Below are 16,095 nucleotides of genomic sequence, written 5' to 3' on the forward strand. Positions count from 1 at the left end.
TCGCCGCCGCGAAGGGATAGTACGCCGCATGGCCGTCTCGGCCCTAGACGACGAGGTCCTTCGGGTCGTTTCAGCCGCCGTCGATGTCGCCTTCTACCGGGCGGTCTACCCAGAGCTGGACGCGCCCGGATTCGACCCTGTCCGCCATTACGTCGAAAAGGGATGGCGCGACGGCCGCGACCCGGCGCCGTGGTTCTCCGTGCGCGACTACCTGGCCATGCACCCGGACGTCGCGAGCGCCGAGCAGGAGCCGCTTTACCACTACCTGACGGAAGGCCGGCGTGAGGGCCGAAAACTCACTCCCTCCGAGCACGGCGAAGGTTATCTGCGCCGCTATTCGGACCGGGGGGTGACGCCCGCCTGGCGCTTCGAGCCGCGCGTCACGCCCCGTGTGGCCCGGCCGGTCGTCAGCGCTCCGAAGGCTGTTTCGGACGAAGACCGCGCCCTGGTCGCCACCGAATTCAATGCGGATTTCTATAACACCGCCTATCCGGACGTGGCCGCCGCGGGGTTCGAGCCGCTAAACCACTTCCTGGTGACCGGCTGGCTGGAGGGGCGCGATCCCAATCCGCGGTTCTCGGTCCGCGACTACCTGGAGACGTATCCGGACATAGGTCTGGCGCGGATCAATCCCTTCGTCCACTACCTGCGGACCGGCCGGGCCGAGGGGCGCATGCCTCGCAACCAGCTGGGCTTCCGCTTCGAGATCCTGTCCCACGGCAAGCCGGTGGCGGAGCGGATTGCGGAAGCCCAGGCCGCGTCCGAAGAGTTCGCCGCCCGACCCGTTGAGGATCTGGCAAGCGGACTGGCCTCGTCCCGAACCGGCTTGAAGGATCTGCATCTCACCTTCAGCCACGACGACTACACCGCCAACCTGGGTGGGCTGCAGCTATGCCTCCAGCGCGAGGATGCGCGGGTGGCCGAGCTGGGGCGCGATCACCTCCACCTGTACCCGGCCAGGCACTGGCCAGTGCTTCGCACGCTCGAGGCCGCGCCCCTGGGCGTGCTGCTGAACGGCCAGCATCTCGGCTTCTTTTCCGTGGACGACATCGTCGGCGCGTTCGGCGCGGCGGCGGACGAGAGCCGCGGCGCCAGGAGCCTGGCCCTGCACAGTCTGCTCGGCCACAAGGTCGACGAGGTGCTCGCCATCTGCGGTGCGCTTGGCCTGACCGAGGGCTTCTTCTGGCTGCATGATTTCGCCAGCCTCTGCGCGGGCTACCACCTTCTGCGAAACGACGTGCAGGACTGCGCTGCGCCGCCGCCGGACAGCGCCGCATGCCGGGTGTGCGCCTATGGTCCTTGGCGCGGCCGCCACCTGGAAGAACACGAGCGGCTCTTCAGAGGGCTTCGCCTGACGGTGGTCAGCCCGTCCGAGCCGACCCTGAAGCTTTGGCGCGACAGCTGGACCTTCCCTCACGTTGACGAGCTGATCCTGCCGCACGCCACTCTGCTGGAGCGGGCGCCGGCCGCCGCTGCGCCTGAAGGCCCGCTTCGCGTGGCCTACATCGGCTTTCCCGCGGCGCATAAGGGATGGCCTGTTTTCCGCGACCTGGTGCAGCGGCTGGAGGCCGATGAACGGTACCGGTTCCTCCACCTGGGCAGCCGAAGGGCCGCTGATCTCGTCACCGAGTTTCACGCCGTGGATGTGACGGACGCCAACCCGCGGGCCATGCAGGAGGCGATCGAGACCTTGGCGCTGGACGTCGTCATCATGTGGCCGCTGTGCCGCGAGACCTTCTCGTTCACGGCCTACGAGGCGATCGCCGGCGGCGCCGCGGTGGTCACCGGACCCGACAGTGGCAACATCGCCGCCGTGGTGCAGAGGGGGCATGGGCGCGTCATGCCGGACGAAGCGGCGTTGGCGCTTGCGTTCGAGGACGGGTCCATCGCCGATCTGTCGCGCGCCAGCCGCAGGCCGATGCTCTACGACCTCGCCTTCAGCGGGCTGACGGTCGATCTGCTTTCGGCGGTCGCGAAATGAACCTGTCGCGCTATTTCGGACGCGCGCGGGGAGCCCTGCGGCGCAAGCAGAAGTTGGCGGCGGAGCGGGCCATCGTGGCCGCCGAGTTCGACGCCGCCTTCTACCTGTCGGGCAACCCTGACATCGCCAGCGCCGGGGCCGATCCGCTCGACCACTTCCTGCTGCACGGTTGGCGCGAAGGGCGCGATCCGAGCGCGAAGTTCTCGGTTTCGGCGTACCTGGAGACCTATCCGGATATCGCGCAGGCGGGCGTAAATCCGCTGGTGCACTACGTGCAGGCGGGCCGGGCGGAAGGGCGCAAGCCGCGCAATCCGCTGGGCTTCCGCCACCAGGTCATCGCCACCTCCCTGCCGATCGAGGCGCGCATCGCGGCGGCCGCCGAGCGCACCGCCAAGATCAGGCTTGGGGCAGCCGATGACCTGTTGGCCGCGCTGTCGCGCTCGCGCACGGGTCTGAAGGCTCTGCACATCACCTTCAGTCACGACGATTACACCGCCAATCTCGGCGGGGTGCAGCTCTGCCTCCAGCGCGAAGGCGCGCGTCTGGCCCAGCTCGGGCGCGACCACCTGCACATCTATCCCGCCACCCACTGGCCGGTGGTGCGGACCACCGAAGCCTGTCCTCTGGGCGTGCTGCTGAACGGCGAACGGCTCGGCGTTTTCACGGCCAGCGACATCGCCGAGCTCCTTCGCCACGCGGGAGAGGGCGCCGTCCGCAGCCTTGCCCTCCACAGCCTGCTCGGTCACAGCGTCGACGAAGTGGGCGCTATCGCCCGTTCGGCGGGCTTGAGCGGCGGCTTCTTCTGGCTGCACGACTTCGCAAGTCTCTGCGCCGGCTATCACCTGATGCGCAACGACGTGCAGGACTGCGGCGCGCCACCGCCGAACAGTCCGGCTTGCGGGGTGTGCCTTTATGGCCCTGAGCGGCGGCGGCACCTGGCCGAGCACGAGCGACTGTTCGAGATGCTGGAGCTGACGGTGGTCAGTCCCTCACGCTCGGCATTGGAGTTCTGGCGTTCCAGCTGGCGATTCCGCGCTGCGGGCGAAGTGGTGCATCCGCACGCGCTTCTGCAGCCCCGCGGTGCCGCGCCCGCTCAGGTCGAGGGGCGGCTCAAGGTGGCGTTCGCGGGCATGCCCGCGCCTCACAAGGGCTGGCCCGTGTTTCGCGAGCTGGTGGCGCGCTTCGTGGACGACGATCGCTACGAGTTCCACCATCTGGGCGCACGCCAGGCCGGCGGTGTCGACGCCACGTTCCATGCTGTCTCGGTCACCGACGATCAGCCGCGCGCTATGCAGGCGGCGCTGGAAGCCATCGGCGCTGACGTGGTGCTGATCTGGTCACTGTGCCGCGAGACCTTCTCGTTCTCGGCGTACGAAGCCGCGGCGGCCGGAGCGGCGGTGATCACCAACCCGGACAGCGGCAATGTGGCGGCTTTCGTTGAGGAACACGGGCTGGGCCGCCTTCTTGCGGATGAGGCCGCTCTCGCCGCCGCTTTCGAGAGCGGCGAAATTCTTTCCCTGTCGCGCGGGCGCCGGGCGGCGCAGGTCTATGACCTCGAGTTCAGCGCGCTGACGGTGGACCTGCTGATGGAGACCGCATGAAGGTCCTCTGCTACTCGAGCTTCACCTTCTCCTACCTCAACCGCGCGCGCGTGCTGTTCCAGACGGTGCGTCGCTTCCACCCGGAGTGGGAGCTGGTCGCCCTGATCACGGATGAGCCGCCGCCAGGGTTCGTCTTCGACGTGGCGAACGAGCCGTTCGATCGGGTGGTCCACGCGCGCGATCTTGGCGTGCCCAACTTCGAGAGCTGGCTGTTCAAGCACGACGTCGTGGAGATCTGCACCGCGGTGAAGGGGCCCTTTATCCATCAAGCCTGCAGCTGGGGCTCGGACGCGGTCATCTACCTCGATCCGGACACGGCGCTGTTCGCGAGCCTGGAGCCGCTGGAGCGCTGGCTGGAAGAGTACGACATCCTGCTGACGCCGCACCTGACCGAACCGAACGACGACTCGGTGGCGATCCAGGACAACGACCTGTCGGCCTCGCGCACCGGCATCTTCAACTTAGGATTCGTCGCGGTCCGCACCACGGGCGAGGGCGCGCGCTTCGCCAAGTGGTGGAACGACCGCCTGCTGTCCTACTGCTACGACGACATCCCGAACGGCCTGTTCGTGGACCAGCGGTGGTGCGATCACGTGCCGGCGCTGTTCGACAAGGTGAAGGTCGTCCGCGACCCCGGCTACAACGTCGCCAGCTGGAACCTCAGCACCCGCAAGCTCGCCATTGGCAAGGACGGGGCGATCACCGTGAATGGGGTGCCGCTTCGCTTCTGGCACTTCACCAAGCTGGGTCCCACCGGCGACACCATGACCAAGAAGTACGCCGGGGATAACTTCCCGGTTTACGAGATCTGGAGCTGGTACAAGCGGCAGGTCACGGCGGTGACCGACGACGCGATCCCCGGACGCTGGTGGGCCTACGGCACGTATGACGACGGCGCCCCCATCGCGAAGGCGCACCGGGTCCTGTATCGACAGCGGACAGATCTGCAGAAGGCCTATCCCAACCCCTACGCCACAGGGCGCGACAGCTTCCGCCGCTGGCTTGAAGTCGAGGGCGCATGAGCGCACGGCCGGGCCGGCGACTTGACAGTATGCGGAGCACACCGGAGACAAGCGCCGGTGTTCCACGGGGAGGGGCCGCACAAGGTGCGGTTGTGGTTTTGACTGAGTCCGCTGCGCCGCCAGCTTCGCTCGACCCCGTGGTGGCGAAGGCGAGGGCCGTCCAGGCCCGGCTGCTCGAGATGGCTGAACGCCTGGCGGAAGCCCGCGGCGTCGCCCACGACGCGCAGGTGCGCGAGGCCGTCACCCGCGCTGAACTGACCGACGCGCTCGCCCAGGCGCTGAGCGCACGCGCCGACGATCTTGCCCGAGCCCGCGCGCTTACTGTCCGCAATGGTCAAGAGTGGCGTCCGACGTCCGGACGACGCCACAACCGTCTGAGCCGTCGGATCGATCAGGTGCTTGCGCGCGCCGGCTCCTTCGGCGCTGCGCTGGTGATCGCTCGCGCTGGCGTGTGGCGCGGCACTGGGCGACGGGCCTTCGATCTCCGGCACATTGCCGCCTATGTGCGCCGTCGAGGCAATCCGTTAGTTCAGCCGCTCAGCCTGTTCGACCAGGCCTGGTATCTTCAAGAGAACCCGGATGTCGCCTCGGCAGGCGCGGCCCCACTGCTTCACTATCTGACCCGCGGCGGCTTCGAGGGTCGTGCCCCGCATCCGCTGTTCGACGACGGCTTCTACCGTGGCCGCAATGCAGCTGAGCTCGGCGAGACCGGCGTGACGCCGCTGGAGCACTTCCTGCGCTGGGGCTCTGCGCAGCTTCGCGATCCGCACCCGCTGTTCGACGTGACCTGGTACGGCGGCCAAGCGCCGGACGTCGCGCCGGGTGAAGACGTGGTTTCGCACTACGTGCGCACAGGCTGGGCGCAGAACCTCAGCCCGCATCCCTTGTTCGACGCGCACTGGTACGCCGCTCAGATGCCGGTCCACCAACGGACCACGCCGCCTCTGCTGCACTACTTGCAGGAGGGCTGGCGGGCCGGGCTGTCGCCGCACCCGCTGTTCGATCCGACCTGGTATCTGGAGTCCTATCCTGACGTCGCCGAGGCGGGCGTCGAGCCGCTGAGCCATTTCCTGCTGGCTGGCGCCTCCGAAGGGCGATCCCCCGGTCCATGGTTCGATCTGCCGCACTACGTCGCCGCTCGCGGCGGCGCTTTGGCTCCAGACCGCAATCCGCTGGTGGATTATCTGCATGGCGGCGCCTGGCAAGTGGGCGAAGCCAGCCCCGGATTCCCGACGTCAGCCTACCTCGCGGCGCACCCCCAGATCGCGCGTGATGGGCTTACGCCTCTGGAGCACTGGGCGCGGCAGCAAGCCCGATAGGTCTTGCGCGGCGCCTCGGGCGCAGATCCTGCGGCCTTTCGGCCGGCGCATTGACATCGTCAGGCCCGCTAAGCATCTCTCCGCGGCTTCGAGCATTCCGCGCGCAAACGCGCCCGAGCTCTTCAAGGCAGACCGCAATTCAGCCACCTTTGCGGTATTCTGACGGCCACCAAACGGGGACGGCTCGCGCGCGATGAAATTCCTGACCTTTATGGCGAACCAGCCGGACAATGTGCTGACGCGCACCTTGGCCGACGCCAAGCGGCCGTTCGCCGTCGCCGCGCTGTTCAGCTTTTTCTCGAACATGCTTTACCTGGCGATGCCGCTCTACACTTTCCAAGTGTATGGCCGCGTCATGGTCAGCCAGAGCGTGGCCACTCTCTTGTGGCTGACGATTGTCACGATCTTTGTGTTCGTCGTTTCCGCTGCCATCGATGATTTCCGTGCGCGCATCCTGATCAACTATGGCGTGGTGCTGGATCAGAAGGTCTCCGGGCGTCTGTTCAGCGGCCTCTTCGACGCCGCGGTCCGCGGCGACCCGAACGCCCGCAGCCAGGCGCTGCGGGATCTCGACACGTTCCGAACCACCCTGACCGGCGTCGGCGCCGCCGCGTTCTTCGACTTGCCGTGGATTCCCGTCTTCCTGCTGGTGCTGTTCGTCATCGACCCGTGGGTCGGCGTGGTGACCACGGCGGGCGCCCTGTTGCTGCTGGCCCTCGCTCTTCTGCAGGAGCGCTCCGTGCGCCCGCCGATGAAGGACGCCAATGACGCGTCGCTGCGCAGCTACGCCTTCACGGAAGCCGCCCTGCGCAACGCCGAAGTCGTCCGCGCCATGGGCATGCTGCCGACGTTGGGCGGGGCCTGGGCCCGCCACCGCAAGGTGACCATCGAGCGCGGCGCAGAAGCCTCCGAGATGTCGAACGTCTACACCGACACGATCAAGACCGTCCGGATGGCGATCCAGATCCTGATCATCGCGGTCGGCGCCTACCTGATCCTCAAGGGCAAGATCCACTCGGGCCTGCTGTTCGCCAACATGATCCTGGCCAGCAAGGCGCTGCAGCCGATCGAAAAGATCGTGGCCGCCTGGGAGCCGCTCAACAACATGGCGCGCGCCCATAGCCGCCTGATGACCGTGCTGCAGCGCGCGGAGCCTGCGCCGCCAGCGACGGCTCTGCCTCGGCCCACCGGTCATCTCAGCGTCGAGGGCGTCAACTTCGCTCCGCAGGGCGCCAGCAAGCTCGTCTTGGCGAACCTGAAGTTCAAGGTGCAGCCCGGCGAGGTGGTGGGCGTGATCGGCCCGTCCGGCGCGGGCAAATCCACCTTGGCGCGCTTGTTGGTCGGCATCTGGCGTCCGATCAACGGCGTGGTCCGTTTGGACGGCGCGGATGTCTTCACCTGGGACCGCGCCGACTTCGGCCGCCATGTCGGTTACCTGCCACAGGACACCGAACTTTTCGCCGGGACGATCCGCAACAACATCGCCCGCTTCCGCGCCGATGTGAGCGACGAGGAAGTGGTTCGAGCGGCCCAGATGGCCGGGGTGCACGACCTCATCCTGCGGATGCCCAAGGGCTATGACACCGAAGTTGGCGAAGGCGGGGTGATCCTGTCCGCCGGCCAGCGCCAGCGCGTGGGCCTCGCCCGCGCCATGCTCGGCGATCCTGCCTTCATCGTCCTGGACGAGCCCAACGCCAGCCTCGACGCCGAAGGTGAAGAGGCCCTGCTGAAGGCCGTGGAGGCCATGAAGGCGAACGGCTCCACGGTCGTCATCATCTCGCACAAGGCCGGCATCTTCCGCGCGGCGGACAAGATGCTGGTGCTGCGTGATGGCCGTGTCGAACTGTTCGGCCCGCGGGACGAAGTGATGAGCCGCCTGTTGAAACCCGCCGAGGTCCGCGCTGTGGAGGGCGGCCGATGAAACTTGATCTCACGCCGGTTCGAGACGGCTATGTCGCCCCGACGTTCGGCGGCGACGAAGCCCACGACGTCGATGAGCGTCTGAATCACCGCATGCGCCGGCCGATGATCCTCGGCGGCGCAGTGATCGGCACGCTGGTGATCGGCCTCGGCGTCTGGGCGTCCTTGACCCCTCTCGCCAGCGGCGTCACCGCGCCTGCGGAAGTGCGGGTCGAAGCCAACAAGAAGACGCTGCGTCACCGGCAGGGCGGCACGGTCCGTCAGATCATGGTGCGCGAAGGCCAGCTGGTTCGCGCCGGCCAGCCCGTCATGGTGTTCGACGATGTCGAGCCGCGGGCCAGCGTGGATGTGCTGCAGAACCAGGCTGACACCCTGATGAGCTCGGCGGCGCGGGCCACGGCCGAAGCGACCGGCCGCACCGCGGTGGAGTTTCCGCCCGAGCTGATGAACCGGATGAACGATCCTCGCGTCGCGTCGATGGTGCGCGACCAGCAGTTCCTGTTCACGACCAAGCTCCAGCTGTTCCAGAGCCAGGCCTCGGTGCTGCAGCAACGCGTCGACCAGATCCAGAATCAGATCGAAGGCTCTCAGGCCCAGATCGCTTCGGTGAACGAGCAGATCAAGCTGACGGCCGAGGAAATGGCCGGCTACCAGACGCTGTACGACAAGGGATTCGCGCCCAAGCCGCTGATCCTGCGCTACCAGCGCAGCATGGCGGACCTCAGCGGCCGAAAAGGCTCGCTGCTGGCCGAGGTCGCCCGTCTGCGCCAGCAGATCGGCGAGACCCGCATGCAGCTCACCAGCCTGCGCGACCAGCGCGAGACCCAGGCTGCGGAAGAACTGCGCGACGCCCAGGCCAAGCTGGCCGACACTCTGCCGCGCCTAGCCGCCGCCCGGCAGACCCTTGCCGAGACGGTGGTGCGCGCGCCGGTGGACGGATACGTCCTGAACCTGACTCAGTTCACCGTCGGCGGCGTCGCCGGCTCGGGCGAGGTGCTGATGGACGTGGTGCCGGTTTCAACCCCGCTGATCGTCCAGGCCATGGTCAAGCCTCAGGACATCGACGAGGTGCACGTCGGCATGGACGCTCGTGTCCGGCTGACCGGCCTCAACCAGAGGTTCGTCAGTCCCTTGCCGGCCAAGGTGACGGTGGTGTCCGCCGACCGCATCGTCAACGAGCAGACCAACGTCTCGTTCTATCGAGTCGATCTTCGAATCGCGCCGACGGAACTCAAGACGCTGAAAGGCGATGTAGAGATCACCCCCGGCATGCCGGCCCAGGCGATGATCGTCACTGGCAAGCGCACTGTCATGGGCTACCTGATTTCGCCGATCACGGACACTCTGCACGACGCTTTCCGCGAGCAGTAACAGGCGGTTGGACCCGGGTTTCGCCCCACCTCCAGCAAGGCTTTTTGCTGTTGCGTGATTGGCGCTCTTCCGATACGTCTTCCCTCGGGCTCGTTTAACCTTCGCCGCAGCGACCCTGTGGCGCTTGGGGTAATGGACCGCCGGGACTGCTCCATCGGGGATGGGGGTCAGGCGTGCCGGGGTCCGTGTGACACAGACTGGAGAGACTAATGGCGACTTATTTCTTCGAGACCATCACGGCGGCTCAGGCTTCGTCCTACACCGCTGCTGATCAGCTGGTGTTCACCAGCACGGCGACCACCGGTTCGCGCGTTGCGGTGACCTACGGCTCCGACCTGTTCGGCAGCACCACGACCATCACCGACACGGTGACCGGCCGCGCCGTGACCTTCGGCACCGGCATCGCCGGCGAAACCGTCTCCTTCGCGAACGGCTCGACGCTGTTCGTCGGCGGCACGGGCAACGAGACCTTCACCGGCACGGGCGGCAGCGATGGCGCTTACGGCGGCGCGGGCGTTGACACGCTGGTGGGCGGCGGTGGCGCCGACTTCATCCACGGCAACCAAGGCGCTGACTCGCTGGAAGGCGGCAACGGCAATGACACCATCTATGGTGGTCAAGACGGTGACACCATCCTGACGGGTGAAGGCATCGATTGGGCGCACGGCAACGCCGGTAACGACACCATCACGGGCGGCGGCAGCGCGGCCACCCTGTACGGCGGTCAAGGCAACGACAGCATCAACGGCACCACTGGTGCGGACCTGATCTACGGTAACCTCGACAACGACGTGATCGTTGGCAACGGCGGCGCTGACGGCATCTACGGTGAAGATGGTAATGACACCATCACCGTCACCGGCAATGCCACGGTTCAAGGCGGCAACGGCACGGACATCCTGACCGGCGGCACGGGTAACTCCTACCTGTACGGCGGTAACGGTTCTGACACCGTGAGCATCATCGCGGCTGGCGCGCACTTCGTGCACGGCAACGCGGACGCCGACGTGATCACCGCCAGCACCACGGCGACCGGCAGCGACACCATCTACGGCGGCGCTGGCAACGACACGATCACCGAAGCCGGCACCTCGGGCGCCGACTGGATCTCGGGTGACGACGGCGACGACACCATCACTTCGGCTGCCGGCAACGACAGCATCTGGGGTGGTGAAGGCGACGACACCATCACCGACTCGGCGGGCTCCACCACCGTGGACGGCGGCGAAGACGACGACATCATCACCGTCGGCAGCGCCACCACCGAAGCCCACTTCATCCTGGGCGGCTCGGGCGAAGACACCATCAGCATCGTGGGCGGCTCCGGCGGCACCGTGGATGGTGGTGATGACGACGACCTGATCACCGTCAACGCGGCCACGAGCGGCGCTGCGCTGACCATCAACGGCGGCGAAGGCGAAGACACCATCACCGGCGGCAACGGCGTTGACGTGATCAACGGCGGCATCGACGACGACTCCATCAACGGCGGCGCTGGCGCCGACTCGCTGACGGGCGGTGCGGGTGACGACACCTTCAACGTGTCGGGCTCCTCGGCTGTTGCTGGTGACTTCGACCTGGTCCTCGACTGGAGCAGCTCGGACTACCTCGAGTTCGGTGGCGTGTCTGGCACGGCGACGAACTTCACGGCGGTTGTCGCCACTGGTGCGAACGACTTCGCTTCGGCCCTCTCGGTTGCCAACAACGCGATGTCCGCTGGCGCCGACTATGTCGCCGTCCAAGTGGGCACCAACGTGGTGGTGTTCGCTGATACGGCCGGTGGCGTGAGCGCCGATCAAGCCGTGGTCCTGGTGGGCCGCAGCCTGACCGACATCAGCTACAACGACATCGTCTAAGCTCCGGCTCAGTCGTAGAAGTTGGGGGGCCGCTCTCCGGAGCGGCCCCTTTCTTTTGGCGCCGCGGGTGCGCTGATCGTTCATGGTGATCCGTCGGTCTCGGCCGTGCGCTAGGCGCTTCAGCCTACTCCTCCGCCTGAGGCTCCGCGGTTTGCACGCCAAAGACCGCCCTCTGGGCAGCCTTCCTACCGAGCTGTTAGAGAAGCGCTTGCGGAGCTAAGGCTCTAAACGCAAGCGGCCGGGCAGCGATCTTTGCGAATCACTACCCGGCCAAAGCGACACAGCCATGGAGAGCTAGGCTGACAACCCACTCTACACGAAAGCGACGCTTTAGAAAGTGGGAACCAACTTGACTGCGGCGTCGCAGTTGCGTGCGTAAGGGCGGCGGAGCCGCCCGCCTCATTCGTCCTCGAGCAACGCTCGCAGGCGCAACTGATCGGCCCTGTAAACCTCCCGGAGGTGGGCAACGTCTTCTGGAGTGAGAGTGGACGGATAGTTCATCTTGCGGCCCACGTGCACCTCGCGAGGTTGCGGGGCCGGCGCCTCCCTCAAGCCGAGAAAGCGTCGCACGTCGCCCAGGATCGAAGCCGGATCCGAGCGCAACTGCTCGGACTGTCGGATCAGCACCTGTTCGCGAGGAAACAGCGAAAATAGCCGCTCCAGTTGCTCGGCGTAGAAGCCCCGCTCCACATAGGAGAACTCGCGATGGTGTCCCCAGGGCGCGCTAGCGAAGAGCCGCTGCCGCCCGTCGCGGATGCACCACGCGAACGGTTCTGTCTCTGCCCCTCGCGCGTACTCCATCCGCCAGTGCGACCACGCCCGCTGGACCGGGTCGCGCAAGAGGACGATCAGCTTGGCGGCGGGGTTGTAAGCGCGGATCCGCTCCAGGCTGCTTGGCCAGTAGAGGTAGATGGGCGTCGCCTCTCCGCGCGGCCGTCCATCGTATGGCGGGAACTGCGCGTGATAGTCGGTGTAGTCCGGCCGTTCCCAAGCTCGCGCTTCGTCATCGAAGAAGTGCACTTCCTTGACCCGCGAGAGTGCGAGGTCCGGCTGGTCAGACAGATAATCGAAGAGGGCCGTTGTGCCCCCTTTCTGTACGCCGATGATGATGAAGCTGACGCGCGGGTCTTCGGACATCCCGCTTCAATCACGCGTCAGCATGCCCGCCGCAAGCCTTGGCGCGGCCTAAAGCCGAGTTCAGCGCCTCTCTTCGCGGCTGAACCGCCACTTCAGTGTCAGGATCGCGCCGGACATGATGAGGCATACGATGTTCGAGCCGACGACCGGCCAGCTCTTGATCAGGAAGCCGTAGGCGATCCAAAGCGTGAAGCCGGTCACCGTGATGACGTACATCCGCAAGGAAACTGAAGAAGCGTCGCGCTCGCGCCAGATCTTCACCAGCTGCGGTCCAAAGCTCACCATGGAGCAGATCGCTGCGCCCGTGCCAATGACGTTTGCCGTTAGAGACATCAGGCGCTCGCCTCACCAGAGGCGCTCCAGCGCAAGCAGAACTCCGGCGCGAGCGTCAAGCCGGCCGGCGGGGCGCTCGGCGCGTGCCCGTCTCTCAGGCACGCTTGCAGGTAGTACAGGGCGCGTTTCACGGCGGTCTCCGAGTAGGGCTTACCGATAACGCCGCACGCGCCCGCAAAGTCCTGCGGCAGCCGCTTTACGTTGGCGGTCATGAACAGAACAAGGCCGCCGGGATCGGTCGAGATGGAGCGCGCCGCTTCTACGCCTGTCGGACCGTCCGACAGATGCACATCCACCAGCGCGATGTCAGGCGTCAGGCTCCGGGCCAGGCGGATCGCTTCTTGGGAGCTCATGGCGTGCCCGACATCGGTGCAGCCGATCTCCCTAACCATGAACCCGAGCTCCGTCGCCAGGAGGACCTCGTCTTCCACGATCAGCACGCTAAGCGCCGGCTGGAGAGGCTTCATGCAAAGAGCGCCGGGTCGACGGGAATGGTCACCACAGCTCCTAGACCAGGCCGACGGTCCTGCAACTCGAGCCGTGCACGAAGCTGCTGGCAGAGCAGTTGAACGATGGTCATCCCAAAATTGCGCGGCGGCGCGCCGGGAGGCAGACCGATCCCATCGTCCTCCACCCTCAGGATGCAGCCTTCCGACGATGTGCGAGTGGAAACGGTGACGACGCCCGGTCGGCCGTCCGGAAAGGCGTGCTTCAAGGCGTTGCCGATCAACTCGTTCACCACCAGAGCCAGCGGCGCGGCCTGTGACGCGGGCACAGCCACATGCTCCAGATCCAGCCGCAACTGAAGATCGTCCCGTCCGGCCGAGCCGGCCAAGTCTCCCGTCAGGTCGCGAATGAACTCGGCCACGTCGAATCGAGTGACGTCGGCGCTCTGGAAAAGCCGCCGGTGAACGGTGGCGATGGCGCTGACACGCTCGAGCATGCCTCTGAGCGCGAGCCGCGTCCGCTCATCCTCCAAGCGACGGCTCTGCAGCAACATCAGGGAAGAGATGAGCTGCAGGTTGTTCTTCACTCGGTGGTCCACCTCGTGGAGCAGGGCGGTCTTCTGAGCCAGGGCCGCTTCGAGATCCTGTGTTCGGCTGTTGACGTCCGCCAGCAGGGCCTCGCGCGAGCGGAGCAGGGCCAATTGCTGCGCCTTGCGCTCGCTGACGTCAGTCTGGCAGCCGAACCAGTAGGTGATCTCCCCTTGGGCATTCCGCACCGGACTGAGGTGCAGGCTGTTCCAGAAAGTGGAGCCATCCTTGCGGTAGTTGAGCAGTTCGGCGGTGGCGTCCTGCCCATCGCGGATCGCACGGCGAACCTTGTCGACCTCCGAAGGATCGGTGTCAGGCCCCTGCAGGAAGCGGCAGTTGCGCCCCAGAACCTCGTCCAGGTGGTAGCCGGTGAGCTTCAGGAAGGCGTCGTTGGCCATGATGATCGGCTGATCGGTGCGGCGTGCATCGGCGATCAAGATCGGCAGACCGGCGCCCCGGACGACCGTCTCGAACGGCGCGTCCGCGCTGGCGCCGCCGTCCCGGTCGAGGGTCGGGTCCAAGGAAAGCTGGTCGCTCATCGGCCGGTGGGGAAACTACAAACCAGAACCCAAGCAAACGGAAATCGAGCAGGCCGGTTCCGCGCGACCCCAGAGCCTCTTGATCTGCCCCGCGCCCTTCGCCATCCAGCAGCGGTCAGAAGCTGGATGTGCAATGGACAACTCCACGCAAACCTCCCCTTCGCGGGACGTCGAGGCTCTCGTCGAAGCCGCGGTGGAACATCACCGCGCCGGCCGAGTGGAGCAGGCGGAGCCGATCTACCGGCAAGCTCTGGCCGTTGATCCGACCCATTGGCGCGCCTCGCACAATCTCGGCACCATCCTGCTGCGGCGAGGAGAGGCCGAGGCCGCCTTGCCATGGCTGGCTGCAGCCGCCGCATCAGAGCCCGAGGGAACTTCGCCACAAGCTTGGCTCGCCCACGCTCAAGCGCTCATCGCCGCCCAACGCTTCGAAGAGGCCGAGGCCGTGGTTACGGCTCGAAGCGCCGATCCGCGGGCGCTCATGGCCGAGAAGCGCCTGCGCCAGGCTTGGGGCGCTCGGCTCAACCGCGAGCACAAGCTTCCGGAAGCTAAGGCGCAGTTGGAACGCGCGCTCAGCCTTGATCCCGAAGATCCCGACACCAACACTGACCTCGGCTACCTGCACCTGCAGATGACCGACGCGGCGGGCGCGATACCCTTCCTGCGCAAGGTTCTCGCGCGAACGCCGGACGCCCTTGCAGCTGTCGTAAACCTCGCCTCCGCCCTGCGCGTCCAAGGCCAACTGGAGGAGGCGGAGCGGCTGTACCGTCGCGCTCTTGAGATCGACCCGCAGAGCGAAGCCGCCGTGATCAACCTCAGCGTCGTACTGACAGCCGCCGGGCGGACCGACGAGGCGTTGACGCTTGCCGAACATGCGTTCGCTCAGGGCAAAACCGGCCTTGGCCACCTGATCCGCGCCGATGCCCTCTCCCACAGCGGCCGGGATGAGGAAGCGATCACCGCCTATAATGCCGCGCTCGCAGCCCGGCCGGACCTCGTTCGTGCCCGTTACCGCCGGGCCTTCTCCCGACTGAAGCTCGGCGACTTCCGCCGCGGCTGGGAGGACTACGAGTATCGTTGGCTTAATCCGAACTTCGTCTCGGAGTCGGCGGCTGTCGTTCTGCCGCAGCTGATCCCACACCTGGAGACCAGGCTGACGGGGGCGGACCTGGCCGGCAAACGTGTGCTGGTCGTTGGCGAGCAGGGCATCGGCGACCAGGTGATGTTCGCCAGCTGCATCCCCGACCTGGCGCGGCAAGCCGACCGCGTGGTGCTGGTTTGCGTCAGCCGTTTGGCTCGGCTGTTCCGGGGCTCGTTCCCGGCGAACGTCGAGGTGCTGGAGCCCCGCGAAGCGAAGCTCAGCCTCTCTGACTTCGATCATGTGTTCGCCATCGGCAGTCTCGGTCGTCTCTACCGCAATGAACCCGAGGATTTCCCGAGTACGCCGTACCTCAAACCGAACCCCGCCCGCGTCGCCGAATGGGCCGAGCGGCTGGGGCCGAAGACGAAACGGCTGCGGGTGGGCGTCTCCTGGCGGGGCGGCACCAAGACGACCCGTGGCCAGCAGCGGTCGCTCACCCTCGCCAATCTCGAGCCCGTCCTGGGGCTGTCAGACTGCGAATTCGTCAACCTTCAGTACGGCGATGTGGCCGACGAAGTTGAGGCGTTCAACGAGGGGCGACTCAACCCCATCCGCCTGTTCCCGAAGGCGGACATGGACGACTTCGACGATCTGGCCGCCCTTGTGTCGAACCTGGATGTGGTGGTCTCGGTCCAGACCGCGCTGGTCCATCTGTGCGGCGCCATCGGCCAGGAATGCCTGACCATGCTTCCGCGCGATCCCGAATGGCGCTACGCCCCGGGCGGAGCGGCGATGTACTGGTACCGGTCCGTTCGACTGTTGCGCCAGATCAATGATGGCGAATGGGAGCCTGTGATCAACGCCATCGCAGATGATCTGCGGGCGCGCGTCGCCTGACCCG

The 16,095-nt window shown here is 66.5% G+C and carries 12 protein-coding genes; 8 read left to right on the plus strand and 4 right to left on the minus strand.

What is annotated here, in order from left to right; all coding sequences use genetic code 11:
• The first annotated feature begins 28 nt into the window (after window positions 1–28).
• The 7 genes from DJ018_RS08150 to DJ018_RS08180 all read left to right on the plus strand — a co-directional run bounded on the left by DJ018_RS08150 (window position 29) and on the right by DJ018_RS08180 (window position 11,070).
• Window positions 29–1,981 (plus strand): glycosyltransferase family protein, encoded by a 1,953-nt coding sequence (locus tag DJ018_RS08150; protein ID WP_111514319.1) that lies wholly within the window; start codon window positions 29–31, stop codon window positions 1,979–1,981.
• Window positions 1,978–3,582 (plus strand): glycosyltransferase, encoded by a 1,605-nt coding sequence (locus tag DJ018_RS08155; RefSeq protein ID WP_111514320.1) that lies wholly within the window; start codon window positions 1,978–1,980, stop codon window positions 3,580–3,582. Before DJ018_RS08150 ends, DJ018_RS08155 begins: the two co-directional genes overlap by 4 nt.
• Entirely contained in the window at window positions 3,579–4,604 is a 1,026-nt protein-coding gene (locus DJ018_RS08160) for a molecular chaperone TorD family protein (RefSeq protein ID WP_111514321.1), read from the plus strand. The genes DJ018_RS08155 and DJ018_RS08160 overlap by 4 nt, the downstream gene beginning before the upstream one ends.
• Before the next feature lie 98 nt (window positions 4,605–4,702).
• A complete protein-coding gene (locus DJ018_RS08165) occupies window positions 4,703–5,923 on the plus strand; it encodes a hypothetical protein (protein WP_111514322.1) in 1,221 nt (406 codons plus the stop codon).
• A 193-nt stretch (window positions 5,924–6,116) separates the two neighbouring features.
• Window positions 6,117–7,844, plus strand: coding sequence for a type I secretion system permease/ATPase (locus tag DJ018_RS08170; RefSeq protein WP_111514323.1), 1,728 nt, complete (start codon window positions 6,117–6,119; stop codon window positions 7,842–7,844).
• The gene (locus DJ018_RS08175) at window positions 7,841–9,214 is read left to right on the plus strand and encodes an HlyD family type I secretion periplasmic adaptor subunit (protein WP_240609480.1); all 1,374 of its coding nucleotides are present in this window, start codon (window positions 7,841–7,843) and stop codon (window positions 9,212–9,214) included. Before DJ018_RS08170 ends, DJ018_RS08175 begins: the two co-directional genes overlap by 4 nt.
• A gap of 209 nt (window positions 9,215–9,423) precedes the next feature.
• Window positions 9,424–11,070: a calcium-binding protein gene (locus tag DJ018_RS08180; protein WP_111514324.1), complete on the plus strand. Its 1,647-nt coding sequence runs from the start codon at window positions 9,424–9,426 to the stop codon at window positions 11,068–11,070.
• A gap of 399 nt (window positions 11,071–11,469) precedes the next feature.
• Here DJ018_RS08180 and DJ018_RS08185 read toward each other — a convergent pair whose 3' ends face one another.
• Genes DJ018_RS08185 through DJ018_RS08200 form a run of 4 tightly spaced genes read right to left on the minus strand, consistent with a single transcriptional unit; the run spans window position 11,470 to window position 14,113 of the window.
• Entirely contained in the window at window positions 11,470–12,207 is a 738-nt protein-coding gene (locus tag DJ018_RS08185) for a sulfotransferase domain-containing protein (RefSeq protein ID WP_111514325.1), read from the minus strand.
• Between the two features lie 60 nt (window positions 12,208–12,267).
• The gene (locus DJ018_RS08190; RefSeq protein WP_111514326.1) at window positions 12,268–12,540 is read right to left on the minus strand and encodes a SemiSWEET family sugar transporter; all 273 of its coding nucleotides are present in this window, start codon (window positions 12,538–12,540) and stop codon (window positions 12,268–12,270) included.
• A complete protein-coding gene (locus tag DJ018_RS08195; protein WP_111514327.1) occupies window positions 12,540–13,007 on the minus strand; it encodes a response regulator in 468 nt (155 codons plus the stop codon). Before DJ018_RS08195 ends, DJ018_RS08190 begins: the two co-directional genes overlap by 1 nt.
• Window positions 13,004–14,113 carry a histidine kinase dimerization/phosphoacceptor domain -containing protein gene (locus tag DJ018_RS08200; protein WP_111514328.1) on the minus strand — a complete coding sequence of 370 codons (1,110 nt, stop codon included), beginning with the start codon at window positions 14,111–14,113 and terminating at the stop codon, window positions 13,004–13,006. The genes DJ018_RS08195 and DJ018_RS08200 overlap by 4 nt, the downstream gene beginning before the upstream one ends.
• Window positions 14,114–14,246: 133 nt before the next feature.
• On the opposite strand from DJ018_RS08200, the gene DJ018_RS08205 reads away from it, so the two are divergent.
• Window positions 14,247–16,091 (plus strand): tetratricopeptide repeat protein, encoded by a 1,845-nt coding sequence (locus DJ018_RS08205; protein ID WP_111514329.1) that lies wholly within the window; start codon window positions 14,247–14,249, stop codon window positions 16,089–16,091.
• Window positions 16,092–16,095: the final 4 nt, after the last annotated feature.

The organism is Phenylobacterium deserti (assembly GCF_003254705.1).
In the GTDB taxonomy this organism is placed as follows: Bacteria; Pseudomonadota; Alphaproteobacteria; order Caulobacterales; family Caulobacteraceae; genus Phenylobacterium; species Phenylobacterium deserti.

Bases quoted from the DNA above. Each gene is read 5' to 3' on its own strand.
- DJ018_RS08175 (WP_240609480.1), top strand. From the start codon at position 7,841: ATGAAACTTGATCTCACGCCGGTTCGAGACGGCTATGTCGCCCCGACG.
- DJ018_RS08180 (WP_111514324.1), top strand. From the start codon at position 9,424: ATGGCGACTTATTTCTTCGAGACCATCACGGCGGCTCAGGCTTCGTCC.
- DJ018_RS08205 (WP_111514329.1), top strand. From the start codon at position 14,247: ATGGACAACTCCACGCAAACCTCCCCTTCGCGGGACGTCGAGGCTCTC.
- DJ018_RS08150 (WP_111514319.1), top strand. From the start codon at position 29: ATGGCCGTCTCGGCCCTAGACGACGAGGTCCTTCGGGTCGTTTCAGCC.
- DJ018_RS08185 (WP_111514325.1), bottom strand. From the start codon at position 12,207: ATGTCCGAAGACCCGCGCGTCAGCTTCATCATCATCGGCGTACAGAAA.
- DJ018_RS08195 (WP_111514327.1), bottom strand. From the start codon at position 13,007: ATGAAGCCTCTCCAGCCGGCGCTTAGCGTGCTGATCGTGGAAGACGAG.
- DJ018_RS08170 (WP_111514323.1), top strand. From the start codon at position 6,117: ATGAAATTCCTGACCTTTATGGCGAACCAGCCGGACAATGTGCTGACG.
- DJ018_RS08160 (WP_111514321.1), top strand. From the start codon at position 3,579: ATGAAGGTCCTCTGCTACTCGAGCTTCACCTTCTCCTACCTCAACCGC.
- DJ018_RS08200 (WP_111514328.1), bottom strand. From the start codon at position 14,113: ATGAGCGACCAGCTTTCCTTGGACCCGACCCTCGACCGGGACGGCGGC.
- DJ018_RS08155 (WP_111514320.1), top strand. From the start codon at position 1,978: ATGAACCTGTCGCGCTATTTCGGACGCGCGCGGGGAGCCCTGCGGCGC.
- DJ018_RS08190 (WP_111514326.1), bottom strand. From the start codon at position 12,540: ATGTCTCTAACGGCAAACGTCATTGGCACGGGCGCAGCGATCTGCTCC.